This is a genomic window from Chryseobacterium daecheongense, from assembly GCF_003729955.1.
Classification (GTDB): domain Bacteria; phylum Bacteroidota; class Bacteroidia; order Flavobacteriales; family Weeksellaceae; genus Chryseobacterium; species Chryseobacterium daecheongense.
Window position 1 is genome coordinate 641,082 of sequence record NZ_RJTX01000004.1, and the last position, 18,764, is coordinate 659,845.

The window sequence follows — 18,764 nt, forward strand, 5'->3', positions numbered from 1 at the left end:
AAACATCACAATAAAAACATTGATTGTAAAGCTAAATATGTGATAAAATGATTTCAGAAATATACGACATAATAGTAGTCGGTGCCGGTCACGCAGGATGTGAGGCGGCAGCAGCGGCGGCTAATCTTGGGTCCAAAACATTGCTTGTTACGATGAACATGCAAACCATTGGACAGATGAGCTGCAACCCCGCAATGGGAGGTATTGCAAAAGGACAAATTGTAAGAGAGATTGATGCAATGGGTGGTTATTCAGGAATTGTAGCTGATAAATCTGCTATTCAATTCAAAATGCTTAATCTATCCAAAGGTCCTGCAATGTGGTCTCCAAGAACACAGAACGATAGAATGCTTTTTGCAGAAGAATGGCGATTAGCATTGGAAAACACCCCAAATCTTGATTTTTTCCAGGATATGGTAAAACAGCTTATCATCGAAAATAATAAGGTTACAGGTGTCATCACTTCATTAGGAATCGAAATAAAAGGAAGATCCGTGGTTCTTACCAACGGAACATTTCTAAATGGCTTGATCCACGTTGGAGATAAGCAATTAGGTGGTGGAAGAATGGGTGAACCAAGAGCTTTCGGAATTACTGAACAACTAGTTTCTTTAGGATTTGAAGCTGGAAGAATGAAAACCGGTACTCCACCAAGAGTGGACGGAAGAAGCTTGGATTACAGCAAAATGGAAGAACAAAAAGGAGATGAAAACCCTCAAAAATTCAGCTATTTAGATACTCCGAAGTTAACCAAACAATTAAGCTGTCATATTGTTTACACTAACGAAACAGTACACGATATTTTAAGAGAAGGTTTTGATAGAAGCCCTATGTTTAATGGCACTATTCAAAGCTTAGGTCCAAGATACTGTCCAAGTATTGAAGATAAGATCAACCGTTTTGCAGAAAGAACAAGACATCAGCTTTTTGTAGAACCCGAGGGTTGGAAAACAGTGGAAATTTATGTAAACGGATTCAGTTCTTCCCTACCCGAAGATGTTCAGATCAAAGCCATGAAACATATCCCTGGATTTGAAAACGTAAAAGTATTCCGTCCGGGCTATGCTATTGAATATGACTATTTTCCGCCTACTCAATTAAAGCATACATTAGAAACAAAACTCATTGAAAACTTATATTTTGCAGGCCAAATTAATGGTACTACAGGATACGAAGAAGCAGCCGGACAAGGTTTCATGGCGGGGATTAATGCCCATAATAAGGTACATGACAAGGGTGAGTTCACTTTAAACAGAGATGAAGCCTATATTGGCGTTTTAATTGATGATCTGATCACCAAAGGAACGGAAGAACCTTATAGAATGTTCACTTCGCGCGCAGAATACAGACTTCTTCTAAGACAGGATAACGCAGATATCAGATTAACAGAAAGAGCTTACAAGTTAGGTTTAGCCAAAGAAGAAAGATTAAGAAGAGTGGAAGAAAAAGTAGCTAAAAGTGAGGAACTTGAGAGCTTTTTACGAGAAACATCTTTAAAGCCGGGCATTATAAACCCTATTCTCGAAAACATAGAAAGCAACCCTGTAGATCAAGCTTACAGAGCAGCACAGATCCTTACAAGACCTAATATGACTTTGGAAAAACTTGAAAATATTGAAGCTATTAAAGAAAAAGCATCTCAATATGATGATGAAGTGAGAGAGCAGGCAGAAATTAATATCAAGTATAAAGGATATATTGAAAAAGAAAAGGAAAATGTAGCCAAATTAAATCGTCTGGAAAATATTAAAATTCCGGAAGATTTTGATTATTCTAAGATTTCAAGTCTTTCTGCAGAAGCTAAGCAAAAAATGTCTAATGTAAGACCTAAAACCATTGCACAGGCCGGAAGAATAAGTGGTGTCTCGCCAGCCGATATCAACGTTTTACTTGTGTATTTAGGAAGATAATTACTCTATGTTTCACGTGAAACATATATTAAAAATAAAACAAAAATTAAGATATTTATGAGCTTCTAATAAACTCAGAATATCTTAATTTTTAATTTAAAATACATTTCAATGAAAATTAAAGATCATTTTCTCTCTCAGGAAATATTCGAAATTAAAGAAACGGAAACAAAAGGAGTATTCAAGACTTCTCCTATCCCATCTAATATTTCCAAATACTATGAAAGTGAAGATTACATTTCCCATCATCAGGATTCCGGGAGTTTGAAAGAAAAGCTTTATAAATTCTTACAGTCTTTCAATTTACAATACAAAAAAAATATTCTTGTAGACAGAATAAAGAAAAATTCAAGAGTTTTAGATTATGGTTGTGGTGCCGGAGAATTTGTAAAATATATAGAAAATGATTTTGAAACTTTCGGCTTTGAACCGGATTCTGATGCAAGAACAGCAGCACAAAATAAGATCTCCAAAGCAAAAATAATAGACGATGTTCATCTCATTGAAAATGGAAGCCTTGATGCTATTACATTATGGCATGTATTCGAGCATATAGAAAACCAGGATGAAATGCTTAATATTTTTCATCAAAAGCTGAAAGAAAAAGGATTGTTAATCATAGCAGTTCCCAATCCTACTTCTTACGATGCAAAACATTACAAAGAACATTGGGCAGCTTACGATGTACCTAGACACATTTATCATTTTTCAAAAAACGGAATGGAAAATTTAATTTCAAAAAAATCAAATTGGAAAATGAGAAAAATCAAACCTCTGATTCTCGACTCGTACTACATATCCATGTTAAGCGAAAAATATAAAAAATCACCGCTTTTTTGGCTAAAAGCAATGTTCTATGGAACGATTTCTAACGTAAAGGCGCTTTTTTCTAACGAATTTTCAAGTTTGGTCTATATAATCGAAAAAAGATAGAAAATCGATTTTTACCCCATTTCTGAAGGTCAATTTTTAGCATTTTTGAATAAAAATTAAAAAAACTCTGAAAAATTTCAGAGTTTTTATTTTTTAGGAAAACATGTAAAATTTAAAATCTTCAAATAACATTTTGACCTGGAGATTTTGAAGCGACTAAATTGAGTAAAAAAGAAACGTGAAATTTCAAAAAGTTAATTTCAACGTAAGCATTAGTTTAAGCTCTGTTTTTGAAAATTGAATATAAAATATCAAAAAATATGTTCTCAAATCAAGAGCTAATACTGAAGCTGATTTTTTTAACATCTTTAGAGAAGATTCTATTTTCAGCTAAAATGAAAAAGTCCGCTGAAAGAACAGCGGACTTAAAATGTATAATGGTAAAATATTATTTATTGATTGCAGCCACTCCCGGAAGTTCCAAACCTTCCAGACTTTCCAACATTGCTCCTCCACCGGTTGAAACATAACTTACTTTGTCTCCGTATCCGAATTGCTTAACGAATGCTACACTGTCTCCCCCACCTACTAATGAGAAAGCTCCTAATCTTGTTGCTTCAGCAATACTGTCACCTAAAGCCACAGTTCCCGCAGCAAAATTTGACATTTCGAAAACACCGATAGGACCATTCCATAAGATAGTTCTGGAATTTAAAAGAACATCATTGAACTGGTCTCTTGATTTCTGACCTGCATCCAATCCCATCCATCCTTCAGGAATAGCATAAATATCCACTTCTTTTCTTTCAGCATCATTATTAAAGCTTTCAGCAATAATAGCATCTGAAGGAAGATATACTTTAACGTTATGTTCTTTTGCTTTACCAAGAATTTCGACAGCTAAAGAAAGCTTATCATCTTCTACCAAAGAACTACCTATTTTACCTCCTAAAGCCTTAATGAATGTAAATGCCATACCACCTCCGATAATCAGATTATCTACAGCAGGTAAAATATTTTCTATAATGGTAATTTTAGTTGAAACTTTAGATCCTCCTAATATAGCTGTAATAGGCTTTTCACCGCTTTTCAAAACTTTATCAATAGCTTGTAATTCCTTTGCCATTAATAAACCGAAAAATTTAGTTGAAGGAAAATATTGAGCAATTACTGCTGTAGAAGCGTGTGCTCTGTGAGCTGTCCCGAAAGCATCGTTCACATAAGCATCACCTAATTTAGATAGCTGCAGAGCAAATGCTTCATCTCCTTTTTCCTCCTCATTATGAAAACGAAGATTCTCTAACAATAAGATTTCACCCGGCTGAAGTGCAGCAGCGGCCTGTTCAGCCTTCTCTCCTACCGATTCTTCAACGAATTTTACTTCCTGCCCAAGAACATTAGAAACTTCATTTATGATATGTTTAAGAGAAAATTCATCTTTTACTTCTCCTTTAGGTCTCCCCAAATGCGTCATCAAAATCACAGAACCTCCGTCTTTAAGGATTTTCTCCACTGTTGGCTTTACGGCAACAATTCTTGTGTTATCTGTTACATTAAGCTGATCATCCTGCGGAACATTGAAATCTACTCTTACCAGAGCTTTCTTATCTCTAAAATTGAAATCATTGATTGTCTTCATAAATTACTTTGAATTTTCTTTTCACAAATGTAAGATTTTAAACTTTTTGAAAACCCCCATCCTGACAAAAGTTTTCAAAAACTTCCCACAACCCCAATCATCCACTAATCAACAATTTTATTTTTTTTAAAAAAGAGAAAGCTGGTGACTGTTGTTAAGTATTGTGAGTTTCGGGGATAACTTTTGTTCAAAAACTTCATAACACGAAGTTTGTTTTCAATTCATATTTAATTAACAATATAAAGGGCTGTAAATCTGATATTTTTTGCTGTTATTAACAATTATGGATAACTTGTTAACAGTGGCAATTATTAATTTCTCCTCTATGGAAAAAATAAAGATTAAATGGAAGAAAGATTTTGAAAGTTCCGCTCGAAATTTTTGGAGTACAATTTCAATAAGGATTTTTTTGAAACGAAAAATATTTAGTTCACAAAAGTTTTCCACACTTATTCACATGAGTTTTCACAATTAACTAATGAAAAGCTAACAGTTGTTGATAGAATACTTAACTTTGTAGTGAAAGAAAATCTAATAAAGTATAATACTACAATTATGAAAAGAAAGATAGCTATTGCAGCTGATCACGCGGGTTTCGAATATAAAGAGATCATTAAAAAGCATCTTGAAGAGCAATTTGAAGTTCAGGATTTCGGAACATATTCTACGGACAGCGTAGATTACCCTGATTTTGTGCATCCTGCGGCAACATCTGTAGAAAATGGTGAAAATGAATTAGGAATTCTGATCTGCGGAAGTGGAAACGGTGTTCAGATTACGGCTAACAAGCATCAGAAAATCCGTTGTGCCCTTTGCTGGATGCCGGAAATTGCAGAATTGGCAAGACAACATAATGATGCCAACATGATTTCCATCCCGGCAAGATTCATTGCTAAAGAACTAGCCATAGAGATTGTTAATAAGTTTCTTTCCACCGATTTTGAAGGCGGAAGGCATCAGAACAGAGTAGATAAAATAGCATACTGCTAACCTATAAAGGCTTGTCAATCAATCGGCAAGCCTTATTTATTTTTAAATGCTTATCTTTGCAAAGTAAAACTGAAACACATTCTATTATTCCCATTCACAAACCTTTAATAGTAGTAAAAGGTTTTTCTCCCCTCTCCGCTCTGTTTTTTGTATTAAATTTATACAAACTAATCCCATTGTTAAAAAATATGGAAGGAAAATTGATGTAGTTGAATTAAACAATAACTAAAAAATGAAAAAAAGAAAATATATAAGTCATAAAAATGATATGAAACTGATGGAGATCGGAAGACTGATCCTGCGTTTCATGAATGAAAATCCGTCTAAAATCTATAATTATAAGCAGATTGCTGATGGAATAGATCATAAAAATCCAAGACAAAGAGAACTGGTGATCCAGGCTTTGCATAAATTACAGGGCTCTGAAAAAATTAAGGAAGCCGAAAAAGGTAAATATATTGTCAATCTTAATATTGCGGGTACATTAACCGGAGTTATAGATTTCAATCAGACCGGTAATGCCTACGTTAATGTGGAAGGATTGGAGGATGATATTTTCATCCATTCCAAAAATGTGAAGGATGCATTGCAGGGTGATAAGGTATTAATTATAACCTATCATTATAAAGGAAAAAAACTGGAAGGCTCTGTTTTAGAGGTTTTGGAAAGAGCCAGAACCGAATTTGTAGGAACATTCCAGGTGATCAATCATAAAGATTTCGGATTTGTGGTGTGTGATAAAAAGTCTATCAATACAGATATTTTTATCCCGAAAACAAAATTTGGAGGTGCTGAAAACGGTGACAAGGTCATCGTAAAAATGACAGAATGGAAACCGGGAGACAAAAATCCGGAAGGAGAAATTATCCAGGTTTTAGGAGCTCCGGGAGAACACGAGACCGAGATTCACTCTATTTTAGCGGAATATGGTTTACCATACGAGTTTCCAAATGAAGTGGAAAGAGATGCAGATAAAATAGACCGAAGCATTACCGATGAGGAAGTTGCTAAACGTTGGGATATGCGTGGTATCTGTACCTTTACTATAGACCCGAAAGATGCAAAAGACTTTGACGATGCATTATCCATAAGAAAATTAGAAAATGGAAACTGGGAAATCGGGGTACATATTGCAGATGTTTCTCATTATGTGGTTCCCGGAACCATTTTAGATGATGAAGCTTACCAAAGAGCGACTTCAGTATACTTGGTAGATCGTGTTGTTCCCATGTTACCGGAAGTTTTAAGTAATGATGTATGCTCCCTTCGTCCAAATGAAGATAAATATACATTTTCAGCTGTTTTTGAACTGAATGACAATGCTGAAATCCAGAAACAATGGTTTGGTAGAACGGTGATCCATTCAGACAGAAGATTCACGTATGAAGAGGCTCAGGAACGTATTGAAACCAAACAGGGAGATTTGGCTGAAGAGATTCTTGTGTTGGATAGGCTTGCCAAAATCATGCGTGCAGAGCGTATCAGAAAAGGAGCCATTACTTTCGACAGAAGCGAAGTAAGATTCAATCTTGATGAAAATAATGAACCGGTAGGAGTTTACTTTAAAATAAGTAAAGACTCTAACCATTTGATCGAAGAATTCATGCTGCTGGCGAATAGAAAGGTTTCTGAATTTGTTTCATTAACCAGAAAAGGAGAAATTACCAACAATACTTTCATTTACAGGGTTCACGATGACCCGGATCCTGCTAAACTGGAAGCGTTGAGAGACTTTGTTTCTACTTTCGGGTACAAAATGAATCTTGCCAACACGAAAAAAGTAGCAGAATCATTGAATAAATTACTTCATGATGTCAAAGGAAAAGGTGAAGAAAATATGATCGAAACTTTGGCGATGAGAAGTATGAGCAAAGCGATTTATTCTACGGAACCAATTGGGCACTATGGTTTGGGATTTGAGTATTATTCCCATTTTACCTCTCCTATCCGTCGTTATCCGGATTTATTGGCACACCGTCTTCTGCAGCACTATTTGGATGGAGGAAAATCACCAAGCAAACATGAACTGGAAGAAAAAGCAAAACATTGCAGTTCCATGGAAAGACTGGCTGCTGATGCAGAAAGAGATTCCATCAAGTTCATGCAGGTGAAATTCATGGAAAAACATATCGGTGAAGTTTTCACGGGAGTGATTTCAGGGGTTGCCGAATTCGGTTTCTGGGTGGAAATTCCTGAAAACGGTGCAGAAGGATTGATCAAATTGAGAGATTTGGTAGATGATTCCTATATATATGATGCCAAAACCCATGCGGTTTACGGATCAAGAACAGGGAATAAATATCAACTGGGAGATCAGGTTCAGATCAAAGTGGTAAAAGCCAACCTAATTCAAAAGCAACTGGACTTTAAGATTGTTGATTAATGACTAAAATTGATAAGTATATCGTTTTTAGTATTCTGAATGTTATTTTAGTTTTTACAGTAATATTTAAAACGGTAGTTAATTTTTATTGGTTTATAGTAATCATAGGTATTCTTTGCATTATAAGTAATATTTTAATTAATAGAAATATTTTTAAAATAGGAAGTTTAGGTAAAAATTATTTCTTTGGAGTTACATTTCCAATGATCATTAATGCTTTTTTTCTTGTGAACTATATTACAGGAATGAATCCTACAAAAGAAACATATTGTTATAAAAATATGATTGCAGAAGTAGGTGGAAGAGGCAGTCATCAGAAGGGAAAAACAACTTATATTTATCTAAGTGATAATGCTTACGAATATTCTTATATGACAAGAAGTTTTTTTATTGATTATAAAAGAATGTTGTTTAAAAATCAAATAACCTACACTTTTGAAAAGGGTATTTTTGGATTGAAGATCAGAAAGGACTTTCAATTTATTTATAACGAAAATTGCTTAGATAAATAAGCATTTGAGTTAATAAAAAATAATTGCAATTATATGGTAGTTGATTAATTAAATCATAAAGTATAACTTTGTAAGAGATGATCTTTTTCATCTTTAAAAAGAATTATACATGTTCGAACTTATACTTTCTGCTGTTGTATTAGGATTCATGTTGAGTCTGGTTTTCATAGGACCTATATTTTTCCTTCTTATTGAAACCAGCTTCTCAAGAGGCCCAAGACATGCTTTAGCACTGGATTTGGGGGTGATTTCCGCCGATTTATTATGTATTTTGGCGTCCTATTATGCAAGTGCGGATATAGTAACATTAATTGACAAGCATCCCGGATTTTACAGGATTACGTCCATTCTTATATTTGTTTACGGTATCGTCATGATGGTCACCAAGACCAAAATGCATATGCCCGGTGAAGAAAGAATCATTAATCAGAATTATTTCAAAACATTCATTAATGGTTTTTTCTTTAATCTTTTAAATGTAGGCGTTATTCTTTTCTGGCTGGTAACGGTGATCTCGGTAAGAAATCAGTATCCGGATACCAGTAATTTTATTTTATACATAGGTATTGTGATTGCTACTTATCTGTGTATTGATCTTGCTAAAATATTCCTGGCAAAACAATTTCACTATAAATTAACACAAAAACTAGCCAACCAGATCAGAAGAGTTGTTGGCGGAATTCTTATTGTTTTCAGTTTCTTTATTTTTTTGCAGAGCTTTAAAAAGTTCAATCAATTCGATAAAAAATTAGAAGAAGCTGAAAAGAAAGAAGTAAAATATCAAAAGACGCAATAATGAAAAATATTTTTCCGAAATCTCTTAAAAAAGGTGATAAAGTAGCAGTTATTTCCCCCGCTGGGGCTGTAGATGCCGCTCAGCTTGAAAAAGGAATAGAAATGATTAAAAACAGAGGTTATGAACCTGTATTGGGAGAACATCTGTATACCAAATTCTCTAACGGCTATAATTACGCCGGAACGGAAAAAGAAAGAATTAAGGATATCAACTGGGCCTTAAATGACAAGGAAATCTCTGCGGTCTGGGCTTCAAGAGGCGGATACGGATGTCAACACCTGATCCAGCATTTGAAACTCAATAAATTCAAAGAAAGCCCGAAATGGTACATAGGATATTCAGATAATACGGTGATCCAAAGTTATCTATTGAAGAAAGGTTTTGTTTCCATTCATGGACAAACTATTAAAACATCCAGTTTCGGAGTTACAGAAGAAAGCTATGACCTAATTTTTGATATTCTGAAAGGAAAGGCTCCAAAATACGCTTTAAATGCTCACCAATTCAATAAAAAAGGAAATTGTGAAGGAGAGCTGGTTGGAGGAAATTTAGCCTTAATTTATGCCTTATTGGGAACCAGATATTCATTTGACTTTAAAAATAAAATTTTATTTATTGAAGATATCGGAGAAAATTTCTATGCTTTAGACCGAATGATCATGAGCCTTGAACTGTCCGGAGTTTTCAATAAAATCAATGGTCTTATTGTAGGTGGAATGACGAATATGGGTGATGAAAAGGAGAATAAAAGCTATGAAGAAAGCTTTGATGAATTTGCTTATCAGCTGATCTCAGACAAGCTTTCAAAATATAAATTCCCTGTAATTTTTGGCTTTCCAAACGGGCATATCAAAGATAACAGACCCTTGATTATAGGAGGAAAGGTTAAAATGAAGGTTGAGGATAAAGTAAAAGTTGATTTTTAGCAAAAATGGCTATTCACAATGATTTTGGGAAAAAAGCGGAGGATCTGGCTGTAGAATATTTGCTGAAAAATGGGTATAAGATCCTTGTGAGAAATTTCCGGTTTCAGAAAGCTGAAATTGATATTATTGCTGAAAAAGATGGTATTGTTGCTATCGTTGAAGTTAAAGCACGCTCCACAGATGCTTTTATGCTGCCTCAGGAAGCCGTTACCAAAACTAAAATACGGTCAATTGTTTCCACAGCCAATCACTACCTGGAAGAATTCAATAAACAGCATGAAGTCAGATTCGATATTATGAGTGTACTTCCCGATGACAAAGGAAATTTAATGATCGAACATATTACCGATGCTTTTCAAGCATTTGATGCCAACTAATTGTATAAAGTAAAAAGCACTTTGTACAATGTACAACATACATGATACAGAAAATGAAAACAGTATTAATTACCGGAGCTACTTCCGGAATAGGAAAAGCGACAGCAGAACTTCTTGCCAGACAAGGAAACAGAATCATTATCTGTGGTAGGAGAAGCGAAGTTTTGGAAGCATTGAAAACAGAACTTGCTGCATTCACTGAAATATTTAGTTTACAGTTCGATGTAAGGAACTTAGAAGAGGTAGAGAATGCCATCAATAGTCTTCCTGAACAATGGAAAAACATTGATATTTTGATTAATAATGCCGGAAATGCGCATGGTTTAGATCCTCTTTCAGCCGGAAAAACAGAAGATTGGGATTCTATGATCGACGGAAACGTAAAAGGAGTTTTATACGTATCCAAAATGATTATCCCGGGAATGAAAGAAAGAAATTCCGGGCATATTGTTAATATCAGTTCTGTGGCAGCAAGGCAAACCTATGCGAATGGTGTCGTTTACTGTGCTACCAAAAAAGCAGTAGATGTTATTTCCGAAGGAATGAGACTGGAATTAACGGAATTCGGAATCAAAGTAACCAATATTCAGCCAGGTGCGGTGGAAACGGACTTTTCTTTGGTGAGATTCAAAGGAGACAGTGAAAGAGCTGCCACAGTGTATGCAGGATATGAGGCATTGAAAGCAGAAGATATTGCAGATTCCATTGCGTATTGTGTGAATGCCCCAAAGCACGTTTGCGTTTCAGATATGACGATTTATCCTTCCGCTCAGGCAGAACCGAGAACCATCTACAGAAAATAGAATGAAAAAGTTATCTCTTTTTATTCTGCTTTTTTCATTCACTTTTTGGAGTTGCCAACACATCAAGCCGGCCCTTAAAGATGAAAAACTGGTTGAGAGCATCAGACTTTTAGACCGCTATTTGCAGAATAATGATGATAACATCACCCATATTCTCTGTTCAGATGTTTCTTTTGGGCATTCCAATGGATGGGTTCAAAACCTGGATGATTTTAAAAAAGATTTTTCTTCAAAAAAAGTAGTATATAAAGAAATCAGACAATTGGAAATTTCTGAATTGAAAAAATATAAAAATATGGCCAGTGTCAGAAGAAAAATAAAAGTTCTTGGGAGCTACAAAAACCAGGATTTTGAATTGAATTTAGCCTTATTGGAGATCTGGAAGAAAAAGAATTCTGTCTGGAAATTATGGAGCCGGCAAAGTGTCGAAATAAAGCCATAAATTTGCAGGATAATAGATAACAATTTTGCTTTAAAATGAAGATTTTATACATTGAGACTTCCTCAAAAAACTGTTCAGTAGCGATTTCGGATGATGAAAAGTTATTATGCCTTTGTGAAGAAGTTTCAGAAAATTATAAACAATCCGAAAGTCTTCACACCTTTGTAGAATGGGCATTGGAAGGAGCAGGAATATCCTTACAGGAAATTGAAGCTGTTTCTTTAGGAAAAGGCCCTGGCTCTTACACAGGATTAAGAATTGGAGCGTCATCAGCAAAAGGCTTTTGTTATGGATTAAAAGTTCCTTTGATTGCCGTAAATTCTTTAGAAAGCATGATAGAGCCTTTTTTAGGGCAAAACTATGATTATATAGTTCCTCTGATTGATGCAAGAAGAATGGAGGTTTATACAGCCATTTATGACGGTGAAACGGGTAAGGAGATCTCAGAGACCGAAGCCAAAATTTTAGATGACCACTCTTTTGAAGAATTAAAGGATAAAAAAGTACTATTTGTAGGAGACGGAGCTAAAAAGACAAAGGAGATTGTACGGCTTCCGAACGCTGAGTTTAAGGATGACATCTACCCTTCCGCTCAATATCTGATTAAAAGGACGGTGGAAAAAATTGAGAAAAAAGAGTTTGAAGACACTGCGTATTTTGAACCGTTTTATTTAAAAGATTTCCATGGGGTAAAGAAAAAGAAATCATCAGATTCTGTATAGCCTAAAAGATAAATAACGATATAAAAAAAGCGAAGATGATCATCTTCGCTTTTTTTATTTTATTGTGGTTTTGCAGGAACTGTATTGTTCGGTTTATTGATCTGCTGTTGGTTTTTATTAACCGGTTTTTGTTGCTGTGGCTGGTTAGGAACTCCATTCATCGGCTGTCCGCTAAAATTACCGCTCGGATTGGCAGGAGAAACATTTGCGTTATTCTGAGACGGCTGCAAAGGCATATTGTTGTTATTTCCCGGATTCTGAATCACGTTTCCTTTGTTATCGGTAGCCTGGAAAGACAAATCACTTTTCAGGTAATTCAGCATTTCCTTGGCTTTTACTCCTTCCGGCGTTTTAGCATAGTTCAAAGCAATCTGCTCCAATTGTAGAATCATTACCTCTTTCCCACTCGATTTCCCTGCATTGAAAGCATTTAAAAGATAAAGTTTAGGAACCAGGGCATCTTTAGGATATTTCTGAATAGTCTGGTCAATTATGGCTTTACTTTCCTCAAACTTTTCTGATTCAAATAAGGCGTAAGCAGTTTTGTATTGGTTTTCCACATCTTCGGAAGATTTCACAAAGGAACTATTCTTAGGATTTCTGGCGAACTCAGCATAAGATGTATATGGATAATCTGTTAACAGGATTTGCTTAGCTCTCTCTCCTGCCTGTGGATTTTTCTCATAATTCATGGCAAAGATCTCATACAAAGCCTGCAACATTACCTTTTCTTCCGGCTTATTGTCTACCAGATCATATAAGGTTTTCGTAGCTAAAGGTGTATTGGTAAAGTAATTCTGATACATGATTCCAAGACCCAAAGAAGCAGTATCTCTGTCCTTTTTAAGCTGTCCCAGCTTTCCGGCATCTGTTGGGATCTGCTCAATATAATAAGCAGTTTCATAACGCCTTGGATTTGGTGCAGAAGTTACTCCTAAAGCTTCATTTTTAAGGTCTTCAAGAGAGTTCATTTTTTTAGAATAACGCCAGTTATCCGCAAGTGCTCTGTCTCCCCATATCTGTTTAAACGAAGAGGATCCTTTGCTTACCGTATTCGTATTGCTGAAATAAAATCCTTTGGTAGTGGTTCCGAAATCTTCAAAAGCATTACCTCCATTACTAGCAAAAATAGAATTGGCGCTATAATCTCCCGTATCAAAGCCTTTGGCTCTTTCTGCACGTTTTCTTTCCAGTTCTTCCTTAGCTTCTTTCGCTTTTAATTTTTCAATATGTTTAGCGAAATAATCATTTCTCTGAGCATCGCTCATTTTAGCTAAAGCAAGAATACTGTCGTTTTTCTTAATCAGATAATAGTTTTTGGAAATTTTCTTAATGTTTTCAGCCTGATCTTTTAAAAGAAGTTTGGACGGCTCATAAGTCATAGCAACAAGTGCAGAATCATAATAGCTTCCCGCACCTATGTAATCATTCTTTTCAAGATAAGATTTTCCTATTTCGTAATAGGTAAGGCCACGAACCTGCGGATCCGAAACCTTCTCCAATAAAGATTTTCTGAAAAATTCCTGAGCTTCTTCTTTTTTACCCGCTTTATTAGCCATTAAACCTAATGCGTAATAAAATTCATTTTTTCTGGAACCATAAGTCCCTTTTTTACTGATATCTTCCAGATATTTTTTAGCTCCGTTGTAATCCCCTTTTCCGTTGAAGGTTTTGGCAATTTCAATCTGGGATTTTACTTCAAATTCAAAATCATTGGCATATTTATAAGCATTGAGAAAGCTTTCTCTGGCCTCTTCATTTTTCCCTAATTCCGATAAAACCTGGCCTCTTAAATAAGCGATTCTGCTTTTCAGTTTTCTGTTGCTGTTCAGGTCAAAAGCTCGGGCAAGTTCTTTAGCGGCCTCTTCTTTTTTACCGGCATCTAAAAGAGCTTCAGAGTTGTAGATACTTAATAGTTTATCATAATTTTTGTCCATGCCTTCACTTTTCAGCTTGGCAAAAGTTTCATTGGCTTTATGATAATCCTGACGCTGTGCATAGGCTACGCCCTGATAAATTTTGGCCAATGGTAACCTTTTATCGTCTTTCATATGGGTGAAAACATAGTTTAATGCATCCAGTGCTTCCAACGATTTATTCTGATAAATCCTTGACTGTACAAGAATCATATACGCATCAAAAATCTTCTTATTCTTTTCTTCTCCGTTTTTGATAACAGAGTATTTATTGATTGCCTTTAAAGCTTTCGCTTCAGCAATTTCTAAAGGTGTGGCTCCTTTTGCATCCGGCTGATTAGGATCAGCAGTTACCGTTCCGTCATTAGGCATACCAGGAGCTCCGGGCATTCCGGGCGGCATTCCTGGAGCTGTTCTTCCGTTATTATTATTTCCTGAAGATCGGTTGACTTCTGCCATTTTCATAGAGTTTTCGGCAAACGCTGCTGATTGCCCCAAATCACTTCCCAACGGTTGATCTTCATACGTAAGAATAGGAATATAAGGAGCATAAAAATTATCCTTATGGCCTTTATCTCTGCTCGTGAACTCACTATTCAATGCATCTTTTGCATTAAAGAGTGTGTTGTAATATGTGGAAAATCCTTTCATGAACTTAGATCGCTGCTCCGGCTTTTTGGTCTTGGTAGCACAGGAAACAATGATGCACGCTGCTAAAAGGAATAAAATATTCTTTTTCATTTATTCAATATAACTCGCTAATCTGCTTTTTATTATAAAGCAGTTTGATGATTTTGTAAAAATAGTAAAATTTTATATTGAAAAATATTATATTTCTCGCAGAATTTTGTAAACTAAATGGGTAGGAAGCCCCATTATTGTATAGAAACTGCCATTCATTTTTCTGATCTTAGCCATACCCAGCCATTCCTGGATACCATAGCTTCCTGCTTTGTCAAAAGGCCTGTAATTTTGAATGTAATATTCTATTTCATCCTCTGAAATGTCATCAAATTCTACATCTGCTACATCCGTTTCTGTAAAGGTTCTATCAATAGTTTTGATAGTGATTCCCGTATAGACCTGATGGGTTTTTCCGGAAAGGGCCTGTAACATTGCTTTGGCATCAGATTTATCCCTTGGTTTCCCCAAAATCTGGTCATTAATAGCAACAACTGTATCAGCAGTTAATAAAACTTCTCCTTCTTTCAGATTCGCAAATGCATCGGCCTTTAACTGAGAAAGATATGCAGCCGCCTCTCCTATTGATATATTTTCCGGAATAATTTCTTCACAATCTATTTTTACCACTTCGAAATCAAACCCCAAACTGGAAAGCAATTCTTTTCTTCTAGGAGACTGTGAGGCTAAAAGTATTTTCATTCTTACGGATTAAACGGATTGTGTATTATCATCATGCCAGTTTCCCTGAACCTTCATCACCTGTTCAATTACATCACGCACTGCCCCGCTTCCCCCCTGTTTCGGAGAAATATAAGTTGCAATTCCTTTGATTTCCGGAACTGCGTTTTCAGGACATGCAGCAATGGCAGAATTTTCCATAATGTGGAGATCAGGAAGATCATCCCCCATTGTTAAAATTTCCTCGTTTTTCAGGTTATATTTTTTCTTGAAATCTTCAAAATCCACCATTTTATCATGAGATTTCGGGTAATAATCCTGGATTCCAAGGTAATTGATCCTATGCTTTACCATTTCATCGTTCCCACCTGTGATCACTCCTATTAAATAATTGTTTTTTAAGGCTTTAACAACAGCATAACCATCCAGAACATTCATTACCCTGCACATATTTCCTCCCGGAAGAAGATAAACGCTTCCGTCTGTGAAAACACCGTCTACATCAAATACAAATGCCTTAATATCCTTTAATTTCTCTTTATAACTCATACATTTTTTTAATAGAATGATTCATTGTTTTATAAATTTCAAGGCTTTCCCCTTGTAATAATTGTTCATGCAGCTGTAAAACTCTTACATCATTTCTCACGGCAGGTCCGGTTTGCGCCGATTTGGGCTCAATTTCATGAATTTTCTGTACAGTTTCATCAATTAATGGTAAAAAATAATCAAACGGAATTTGCTGTGAATCTGAAATTTCTTTTGCTCTCGAAAAAAGATGATTTACAAAATTACAGGCAAAAACAGCCGTAAGATGAATGTATTTTCTTTTTTCATGAGAACTTTCCATTACATTTTCCGAAATTTTGGTTGCAATCTCAAAAAGAACCCTTTTGTCAAATTCATTTTCTGTTTCTATGAAAAAAGGAATCTTTTTATAATCCAGTTCCTTAGATTTGGAAAAGGTCTGCAACGGATAAAAGCTTGATTTCCTGTACTCCCCCTCTAAAATTTCTTTTGGTAAAGAACCGGAAGTATGAGCAACCAAACAATTTTTTTTAGTGATCAGTTTGGAAACATTTTCTACCGAACCATCACTTACACAAATGATATAAAGATCTGCATCTTCCAGTTTATCTGTAGAATAAGGAATGTTCAATTCTTCAGATATTTCCTTCAGATCTTCTTCATTCCTGCCAAATATTTGAGCTAAAGGAATGGTATTGAGAACAAAAGCTTTTGCCAGGTGATAGGCAACATTTCCGGAACCGATAATTACAGTTTGCATATAACAAAGATAATATTTTGCGTTGAGTTTAGAAAGGAAGCAGGGAGATGGAAATTTTTCAAAGTTCCGTTATTACCCGTTGCCTAAAGAAAACAACATAACTACTTGAAATTAATTATAATATTTGGACTAAAAATTGAATATGTAATTTAACTTTTAGATATTTTTGTAATCCAAAACAGTGAAAGCATCTTATGAAGATTAAGGACGCAGAAATTATTGCGCTGATGCAGAATCCACGGACCCAGGACAAAGGGTTGCGTGCGCTGATGGATGCTTATCAAAGTAGATTGTATTGGCATATAAGAAGAATTACTGTGGATGGGGCTCTTGCAGAAGATACCTTGCAGGAAACATTCATTAAGGCATATCAGAATTTTCACCAGTTCAAAAATGACAGCCAATTATATACATGGCTGTACAGGATTGCTACCAACGAAGCGTTACAGCAGATCAATAAGCTAAAAAAAATGCAGAAAACTGATGAAGATGCGGAATATCATATGCAGAATCTTGTAGCCGACAATGCAGAAAAGGATGCCGAAGAAATACAAATACTATTGCAGAGTGCCATACAAAGCCTGCCCGAAAAGCAGAAACTGGTATTTATGATGAGGTATTATGATGATTTGCCTTACGAAGAAATATCCAAAATTGTGGATATGTCCGTAGGAACACTAAAAACGAATTATCATTATGCCAAACAAAAAATAGAAGAATATATTAAGGAAAATTACGAAAGATAATTTTTGAGAACAAAGAGATGAAAGAGTTCGATATAGAAAAATTAGAACGAAAGAATATTTACAAAGTCCCGGATAATTTGTTTGAAAATATCCAGGGAAAAGTGATGAGCGAGGTAAAAACCGAGAAAAAAGCACCAATTATTAAAATGAATTGGGTATATGCTGTTGCTGCAGCCATCGTTTTGATTTTTGGAATTACTTTTGTTGTAAACGCAGGCAATGATTCAACAGAAAATACAATCAATTCTGCAAATACATATGCTTCCAATGATAGCCAGGCTAAAACAGAAAGTGAACTGGCGTATGAAACCTTGAAGGCAGATTTAACTTCTGTTGAAAATAATAATCAAAAAGTTGAAAATCAGGAAAGTAAAAGTACAGCTTATATGCAGGAAACGCCTACTGAAAAAGTAACAAAAACAGTGAAACCTGTTTCAAAACAAGAAGAAACTCAGATGAACGAATATTTGGATTCATTTACCAATTCTGAAATTTCAGAATTAGCAAGCAATTCAACTCAGGATGTTTATTTGGATTTATATAATTAAAAAGAAAGATGAAAAAGATATTATTTACACTTTTTATAATCTATGGTTTTGGCTTAAATGCACAAAGGACAGATTACGACTGGAAAAAAATGGATCCAAAACAGAGAAAAGAAGTAATAAATAATCTTTCTCCGGAAGAAAGAAAAGAACTTTTAACCAAGTTCAGAAATAATATGGTGATGGATAACCTGAATATTGATCCCGGAGATAAAGCTGAATTTACAGCAGTTTATAACGAATATCTGGAAAGCCAGAAGCAGATCAAAAGTCAGTTTGATCCCAACTTTAACCCGGAAACATTATCCGATGAAGAAGCCAAGCTAAAACTACAGCAAAGCTTTGAAGTAGGCCAAAAGCTATTGGATAACAGAAAAAAATATGCAGATAAAATGCAGCAGGTGATTCCCTGCCAAAAAGTTTTGAAGCTATTCCAGTCCGAGGGAATGATGAGAGATAAAATGAATGAAAGAAAACCTCACGGAAAAACTTCAAAAAACAGACAAAACCCATAATAGTTTATTTTTTTAATGT

General features: G+C 35.1%; 19 protein-coding genes. 14 read left to right on the forward strand and 5 right to left on the reverse strand.

Translation table 11 applies throughout. The features are described 5' to 3' along the window. The first annotated feature begins 47 nt into the window (after nucleotides 1–47). Together mnmG and EGI05_RS16265 are read left to right on the forward strand one after the other, a co-directional pair. Nucleotides 48–1,910, forward strand: coding sequence for a tRNA uridine-5-carboxymethylaminomethyl(34) synthesis enzyme MnmG (gene mnmG, locus EGI05_RS16260; RefSeq protein WP_123264075.1), 1,863 nt, complete (start codon nucleotides 48–50; stop codon nucleotides 1,908–1,910). Nucleotides 1,911–2,021: 111 nt separating this feature from the next. Next, on the forward strand, nucleotides 2,022–2,843 hold the full coding sequence (locus EGI05_RS16265; protein WP_123264076.1) for a class I SAM-dependent methyltransferase: 822 nt from the start codon (nucleotides 2,022–2,024) through the stop codon (nucleotides 2,841–2,843). Between the two features lie 388 nt (nucleotides 2,844–3,231). Here the strand turns inward: EGI05_RS16265 and EGI05_RS16270 are convergent, their stop codons facing one another. Next, a complete protein-coding gene (locus tag EGI05_RS16270) occupies nucleotides 3,232–4,422 on the reverse strand; it encodes a phosphoglycerate kinase (protein WP_123264077.1) in 1,191 nt (396 codons plus the stop codon). A gap of 555 nt (nucleotides 4,423–4,977) precedes the next feature. On the opposite strand from EGI05_RS16270, the gene rpiB reads away from it, so the two are divergent. From rpiB to tsaB, 9 genes are all read left to right on the forward strand, one after another. Continuing rightward, the gene (gene rpiB, locus EGI05_RS16280; RefSeq protein ID WP_123264396.1) at nucleotides 4,978–5,412 is read left to right on the forward strand and encodes a ribose 5-phosphate isomerase B; all 435 of its coding nucleotides are present in this window, start codon (nucleotides 4,978–4,980) and stop codon (nucleotides 5,410–5,412) included. Nucleotides 5,413–5,644: 232 nt separating this feature from the next. Continuing rightward, a complete protein-coding gene (gene rnr, locus EGI05_RS16285; protein WP_123264079.1) occupies nucleotides 5,645–7,795 on the forward strand; it encodes a ribonuclease R in 2,151 nt (716 codons plus the stop codon). Further along, the gene (locus EGI05_RS16290; RefSeq protein ID WP_123264080.1) at nucleotides 7,795–8,307 is read left to right on the forward strand and encodes a hypothetical protein; all 513 of its coding nucleotides are present in this window, start codon (nucleotides 7,795–7,797) and stop codon (nucleotides 8,305–8,307) included. Before rnr ends, EGI05_RS16290 begins: the two co-directional genes overlap by 1 nt. A 109-nt stretch (nucleotides 8,308–8,416) precedes the next feature. Beyond that, nucleotides 8,417–9,103, forward strand: a complete 687-nt coding sequence (locus EGI05_RS16295; RefSeq protein WP_123264081.1) for a LysE family translocator — start codon at nucleotides 8,417–8,419, stop codon at nucleotides 9,101–9,103. Then, entirely contained in the window at nucleotides 9,103–10,029 is a 927-nt protein-coding gene (locus EGI05_RS16300; protein ID WP_123264082.1) for a S66 peptidase family protein, read from the forward strand. The genes EGI05_RS16295 and EGI05_RS16300 overlap by 1 nt, the downstream gene beginning before the upstream one ends. 5 nt (nucleotides 10,030–10,034) lie before the next feature. Next, the gene (locus EGI05_RS16305) at nucleotides 10,035–10,406 is read left to right on the forward strand and encodes a YraN family protein (RefSeq protein ID WP_123264083.1); all 372 of its coding nucleotides are present in this window, start codon (nucleotides 10,035–10,037) and stop codon (nucleotides 10,404–10,406) included. Between the two features lie 53 nt (nucleotides 10,407–10,459). Then, nucleotides 10,460–11,209, forward strand: coding sequence for an SDR family NAD(P)-dependent oxidoreductase (locus tag EGI05_RS16310; RefSeq protein ID WP_123264397.1), 750 nt, complete (start codon nucleotides 10,460–10,462; stop codon nucleotides 11,207–11,209). Nucleotide 11,210: 1 nt separating this feature from the next. Beyond that, nucleotides 11,211–11,651 carry a nuclear transport factor 2 family protein gene (locus EGI05_RS16315; protein WP_123264084.1) on the forward strand — a complete coding sequence of 147 codons (441 nt, stop codon included), beginning with the start codon at nucleotides 11,211–11,213 and terminating at the stop codon, nucleotides 11,649–11,651. Nucleotides 11,652–11,686: 35 nt separating this feature from the next. Continuing rightward, nucleotides 11,687–12,373 carry a tRNA (adenosine(37)-N6)-threonylcarbamoyltransferase complex dimerization subunit type 1 TsaB gene (gene tsaB / locus EGI05_RS16320; protein WP_123264085.1) on the forward strand — a complete coding sequence of 229 codons (687 nt, stop codon included), beginning with the start codon at nucleotides 11,687–11,689 and terminating at the stop codon, nucleotides 12,371–12,373. Between the two features lie 59 nt (nucleotides 12,374–12,432). Here tsaB and porW read toward each other — a convergent pair whose 3' ends face one another. The 4 genes from porW to EGI05_RS16340 all read right to left on the reverse strand — a co-directional run bounded on the left by porW (nucleotide 12,433) and on the right by EGI05_RS16340 (nucleotide 16,939). After that, nucleotides 12,433–15,030: a type IX secretion system periplasmic lipoprotein PorW/SprE gene (gene porW, locus EGI05_RS16325; protein ID WP_123264086.1), complete on the reverse strand. Its 2,598-nt coding sequence runs from the start codon at nucleotides 15,028–15,030 to the stop codon at nucleotides 12,433–12,435. Nucleotides 15,031–15,117: 87 nt separating this feature from the next. Continuing rightward, entirely contained in the window at nucleotides 15,118–15,672 is a 555-nt protein-coding gene (locus EGI05_RS16330; RefSeq protein ID WP_123264087.1) for a Maf family protein, read from the reverse strand. A 9-nt stretch (nucleotides 15,673–15,681) separates the two neighbouring features. Beyond that, nucleotides 15,682–16,200, reverse strand: coding sequence for a KdsC family phosphatase (locus EGI05_RS16335; RefSeq protein WP_123264088.1), 519 nt, complete (start codon nucleotides 16,198–16,200; stop codon nucleotides 15,682–15,684). Continuing rightward, nucleotides 16,190–16,939, reverse strand: coding sequence for a Rossmann-like and DUF2520 domain-containing protein (locus tag EGI05_RS16340; protein ID WP_123264089.1), 750 nt, complete (start codon nucleotides 16,937–16,939; stop codon nucleotides 16,190–16,192). The genes EGI05_RS16335 and EGI05_RS16340 overlap by 11 nt, the downstream gene beginning before the upstream one ends. A gap of 194 nt (nucleotides 16,940–17,133) precedes the next feature. Here EGI05_RS16340 and EGI05_RS16345 point away from each other — a divergent pair, with 194 nt between their 5' ends. The 3 genes from EGI05_RS16345 to EGI05_RS16355 are packed head-to-tail and all read left to right on the forward strand — an operon-like array spanning nucleotide 17,134 to nucleotide 18,745. After that, on the forward strand, nucleotides 17,134–17,685 hold the full coding sequence (locus tag EGI05_RS16345) for an RNA polymerase sigma factor (RefSeq protein WP_123264090.1): 552 nt from the start codon (nucleotides 17,134–17,136) through the stop codon (nucleotides 17,683–17,685). 17 nt (nucleotides 17,686–17,702) lie between these two features. Beyond that, entirely contained in the window at nucleotides 17,703–18,233 is a 531-nt protein-coding gene (locus EGI05_RS16350) for a hypothetical protein (RefSeq protein WP_123264091.1), read from the forward strand. A gap of 8 nt (nucleotides 18,234–18,241) precedes the next feature. Then, nucleotides 18,242–18,745, forward strand: coding sequence for a hypothetical protein (locus EGI05_RS16355; RefSeq protein ID WP_121462587.1), 504 nt, complete (start codon nucleotides 18,242–18,244; stop codon nucleotides 18,743–18,745). The last annotated feature ends 19 nt before the right edge of the window (nucleotides 18,746–18,764 follow it).

Coding starts and splice junctions, on each gene's coding strand:
- EGI05_RS16340 (WP_123264089.1), bottom strand. CDS start 16,939: ATGCAAACTGTAATTATCGGTTCCGGAAATGTTGCCTATCACCTGGCA.
- EGI05_RS16315 (WP_123264084.1), top strand. CDS start 11,211: ATGAAAAAGTTATCTCTTTTTATTCTGCTTTTTTCATTCACTTTTTGG.
- EGI05_RS16335 (WP_123264088.1), bottom strand. CDS start 16,200: ATGAGTTATAAAGAGAAATTAAAGGATATTAAGGCATTTGTATTTGAT.
- EGI05_RS16265 (WP_123264076.1), top strand. CDS start 2,022: ATGAAAATTAAAGATCATTTTCTCTCTCAGGAAATATTCGAAATTAAA.
- EGI05_RS16350 (WP_123264091.1), top strand. CDS start 17,703: ATGAAAGAGTTCGATATAGAAAAATTAGAACGAAAGAATATTTACAAA.
- porW (WP_123264086.1), bottom strand. CDS start 15,030: ATGAAAAAGAATATTTTATTCCTTTTAGCAGCGTGCATCATTGTTTCC.
- EGI05_RS16300 (WP_123264082.1), top strand. CDS start 9,103: ATGAAAAATATTTTTCCGAAATCTCTTAAAAAAGGTGATAAAGTAGCA.
- EGI05_RS16305 (WP_123264083.1), top strand. CDS start 10,035: ATGGCTATTCACAATGATTTTGGGAAAAAAGCGGAGGATCTGGCTGTA.
- EGI05_RS16355 (WP_121462587.1), top strand. CDS start 18,242: ATGAAAAAGATATTATTTACACTTTTTATAATCTATGGTTTTGGCTTA.
- rnr (WP_123264079.1), top strand. CDS start 5,645: ATGAAAAAAAGAAAATATATAAGTCATAAAAATGATATGAAACTGATG.
- rpiB (WP_123264396.1), top strand. CDS start 4,978: ATGAAAAGAAAGATAGCTATTGCAGCTGATCACGCGGGTTTCGAATAT.
- EGI05_RS16270 (WP_123264077.1), bottom strand. CDS start 4,422: ATGAAGACAATCAATGATTTCAATTTTAGAGATAAGAAAGCTCTGGTA.
- mnmG (WP_123264075.1), top strand. CDS start 48: ATGATTTCAGAAATATACGACATAATAGTAGTCGGTGCCGGTCACGCA.
- EGI05_RS16345 (WP_123264090.1), top strand. CDS start 17,134: ATGAAGATTAAGGACGCAGAAATTATTGCGCTGATGCAGAATCCACGG.
- EGI05_RS16330 (WP_123264087.1), bottom strand. CDS start 15,672: ATGAAAATACTTTTAGCCTCACAGTCTCCTAGAAGAAAAGAATTGCTT.
- EGI05_RS16290 (WP_123264080.1), top strand. CDS start 7,795: ATGACTAAAATTGATAAGTATATCGTTTTTAGTATTCTGAATGTTATT.
- EGI05_RS16295 (WP_123264081.1), top strand. CDS start 8,417: ATGTTCGAACTTATACTTTCTGCTGTTGTATTAGGATTCATGTTGAGT.
- tsaB (WP_123264085.1), top strand. CDS start 11,687: ATGAAGATTTTATACATTGAGACTTCCTCAAAAAACTGTTCAGTAGCG.
- EGI05_RS16310 (WP_123264397.1), top strand. CDS start 10,460: ATGAAAACAGTATTAATTACCGGAGCTACTTCCGGAATAGGAAAAGCG.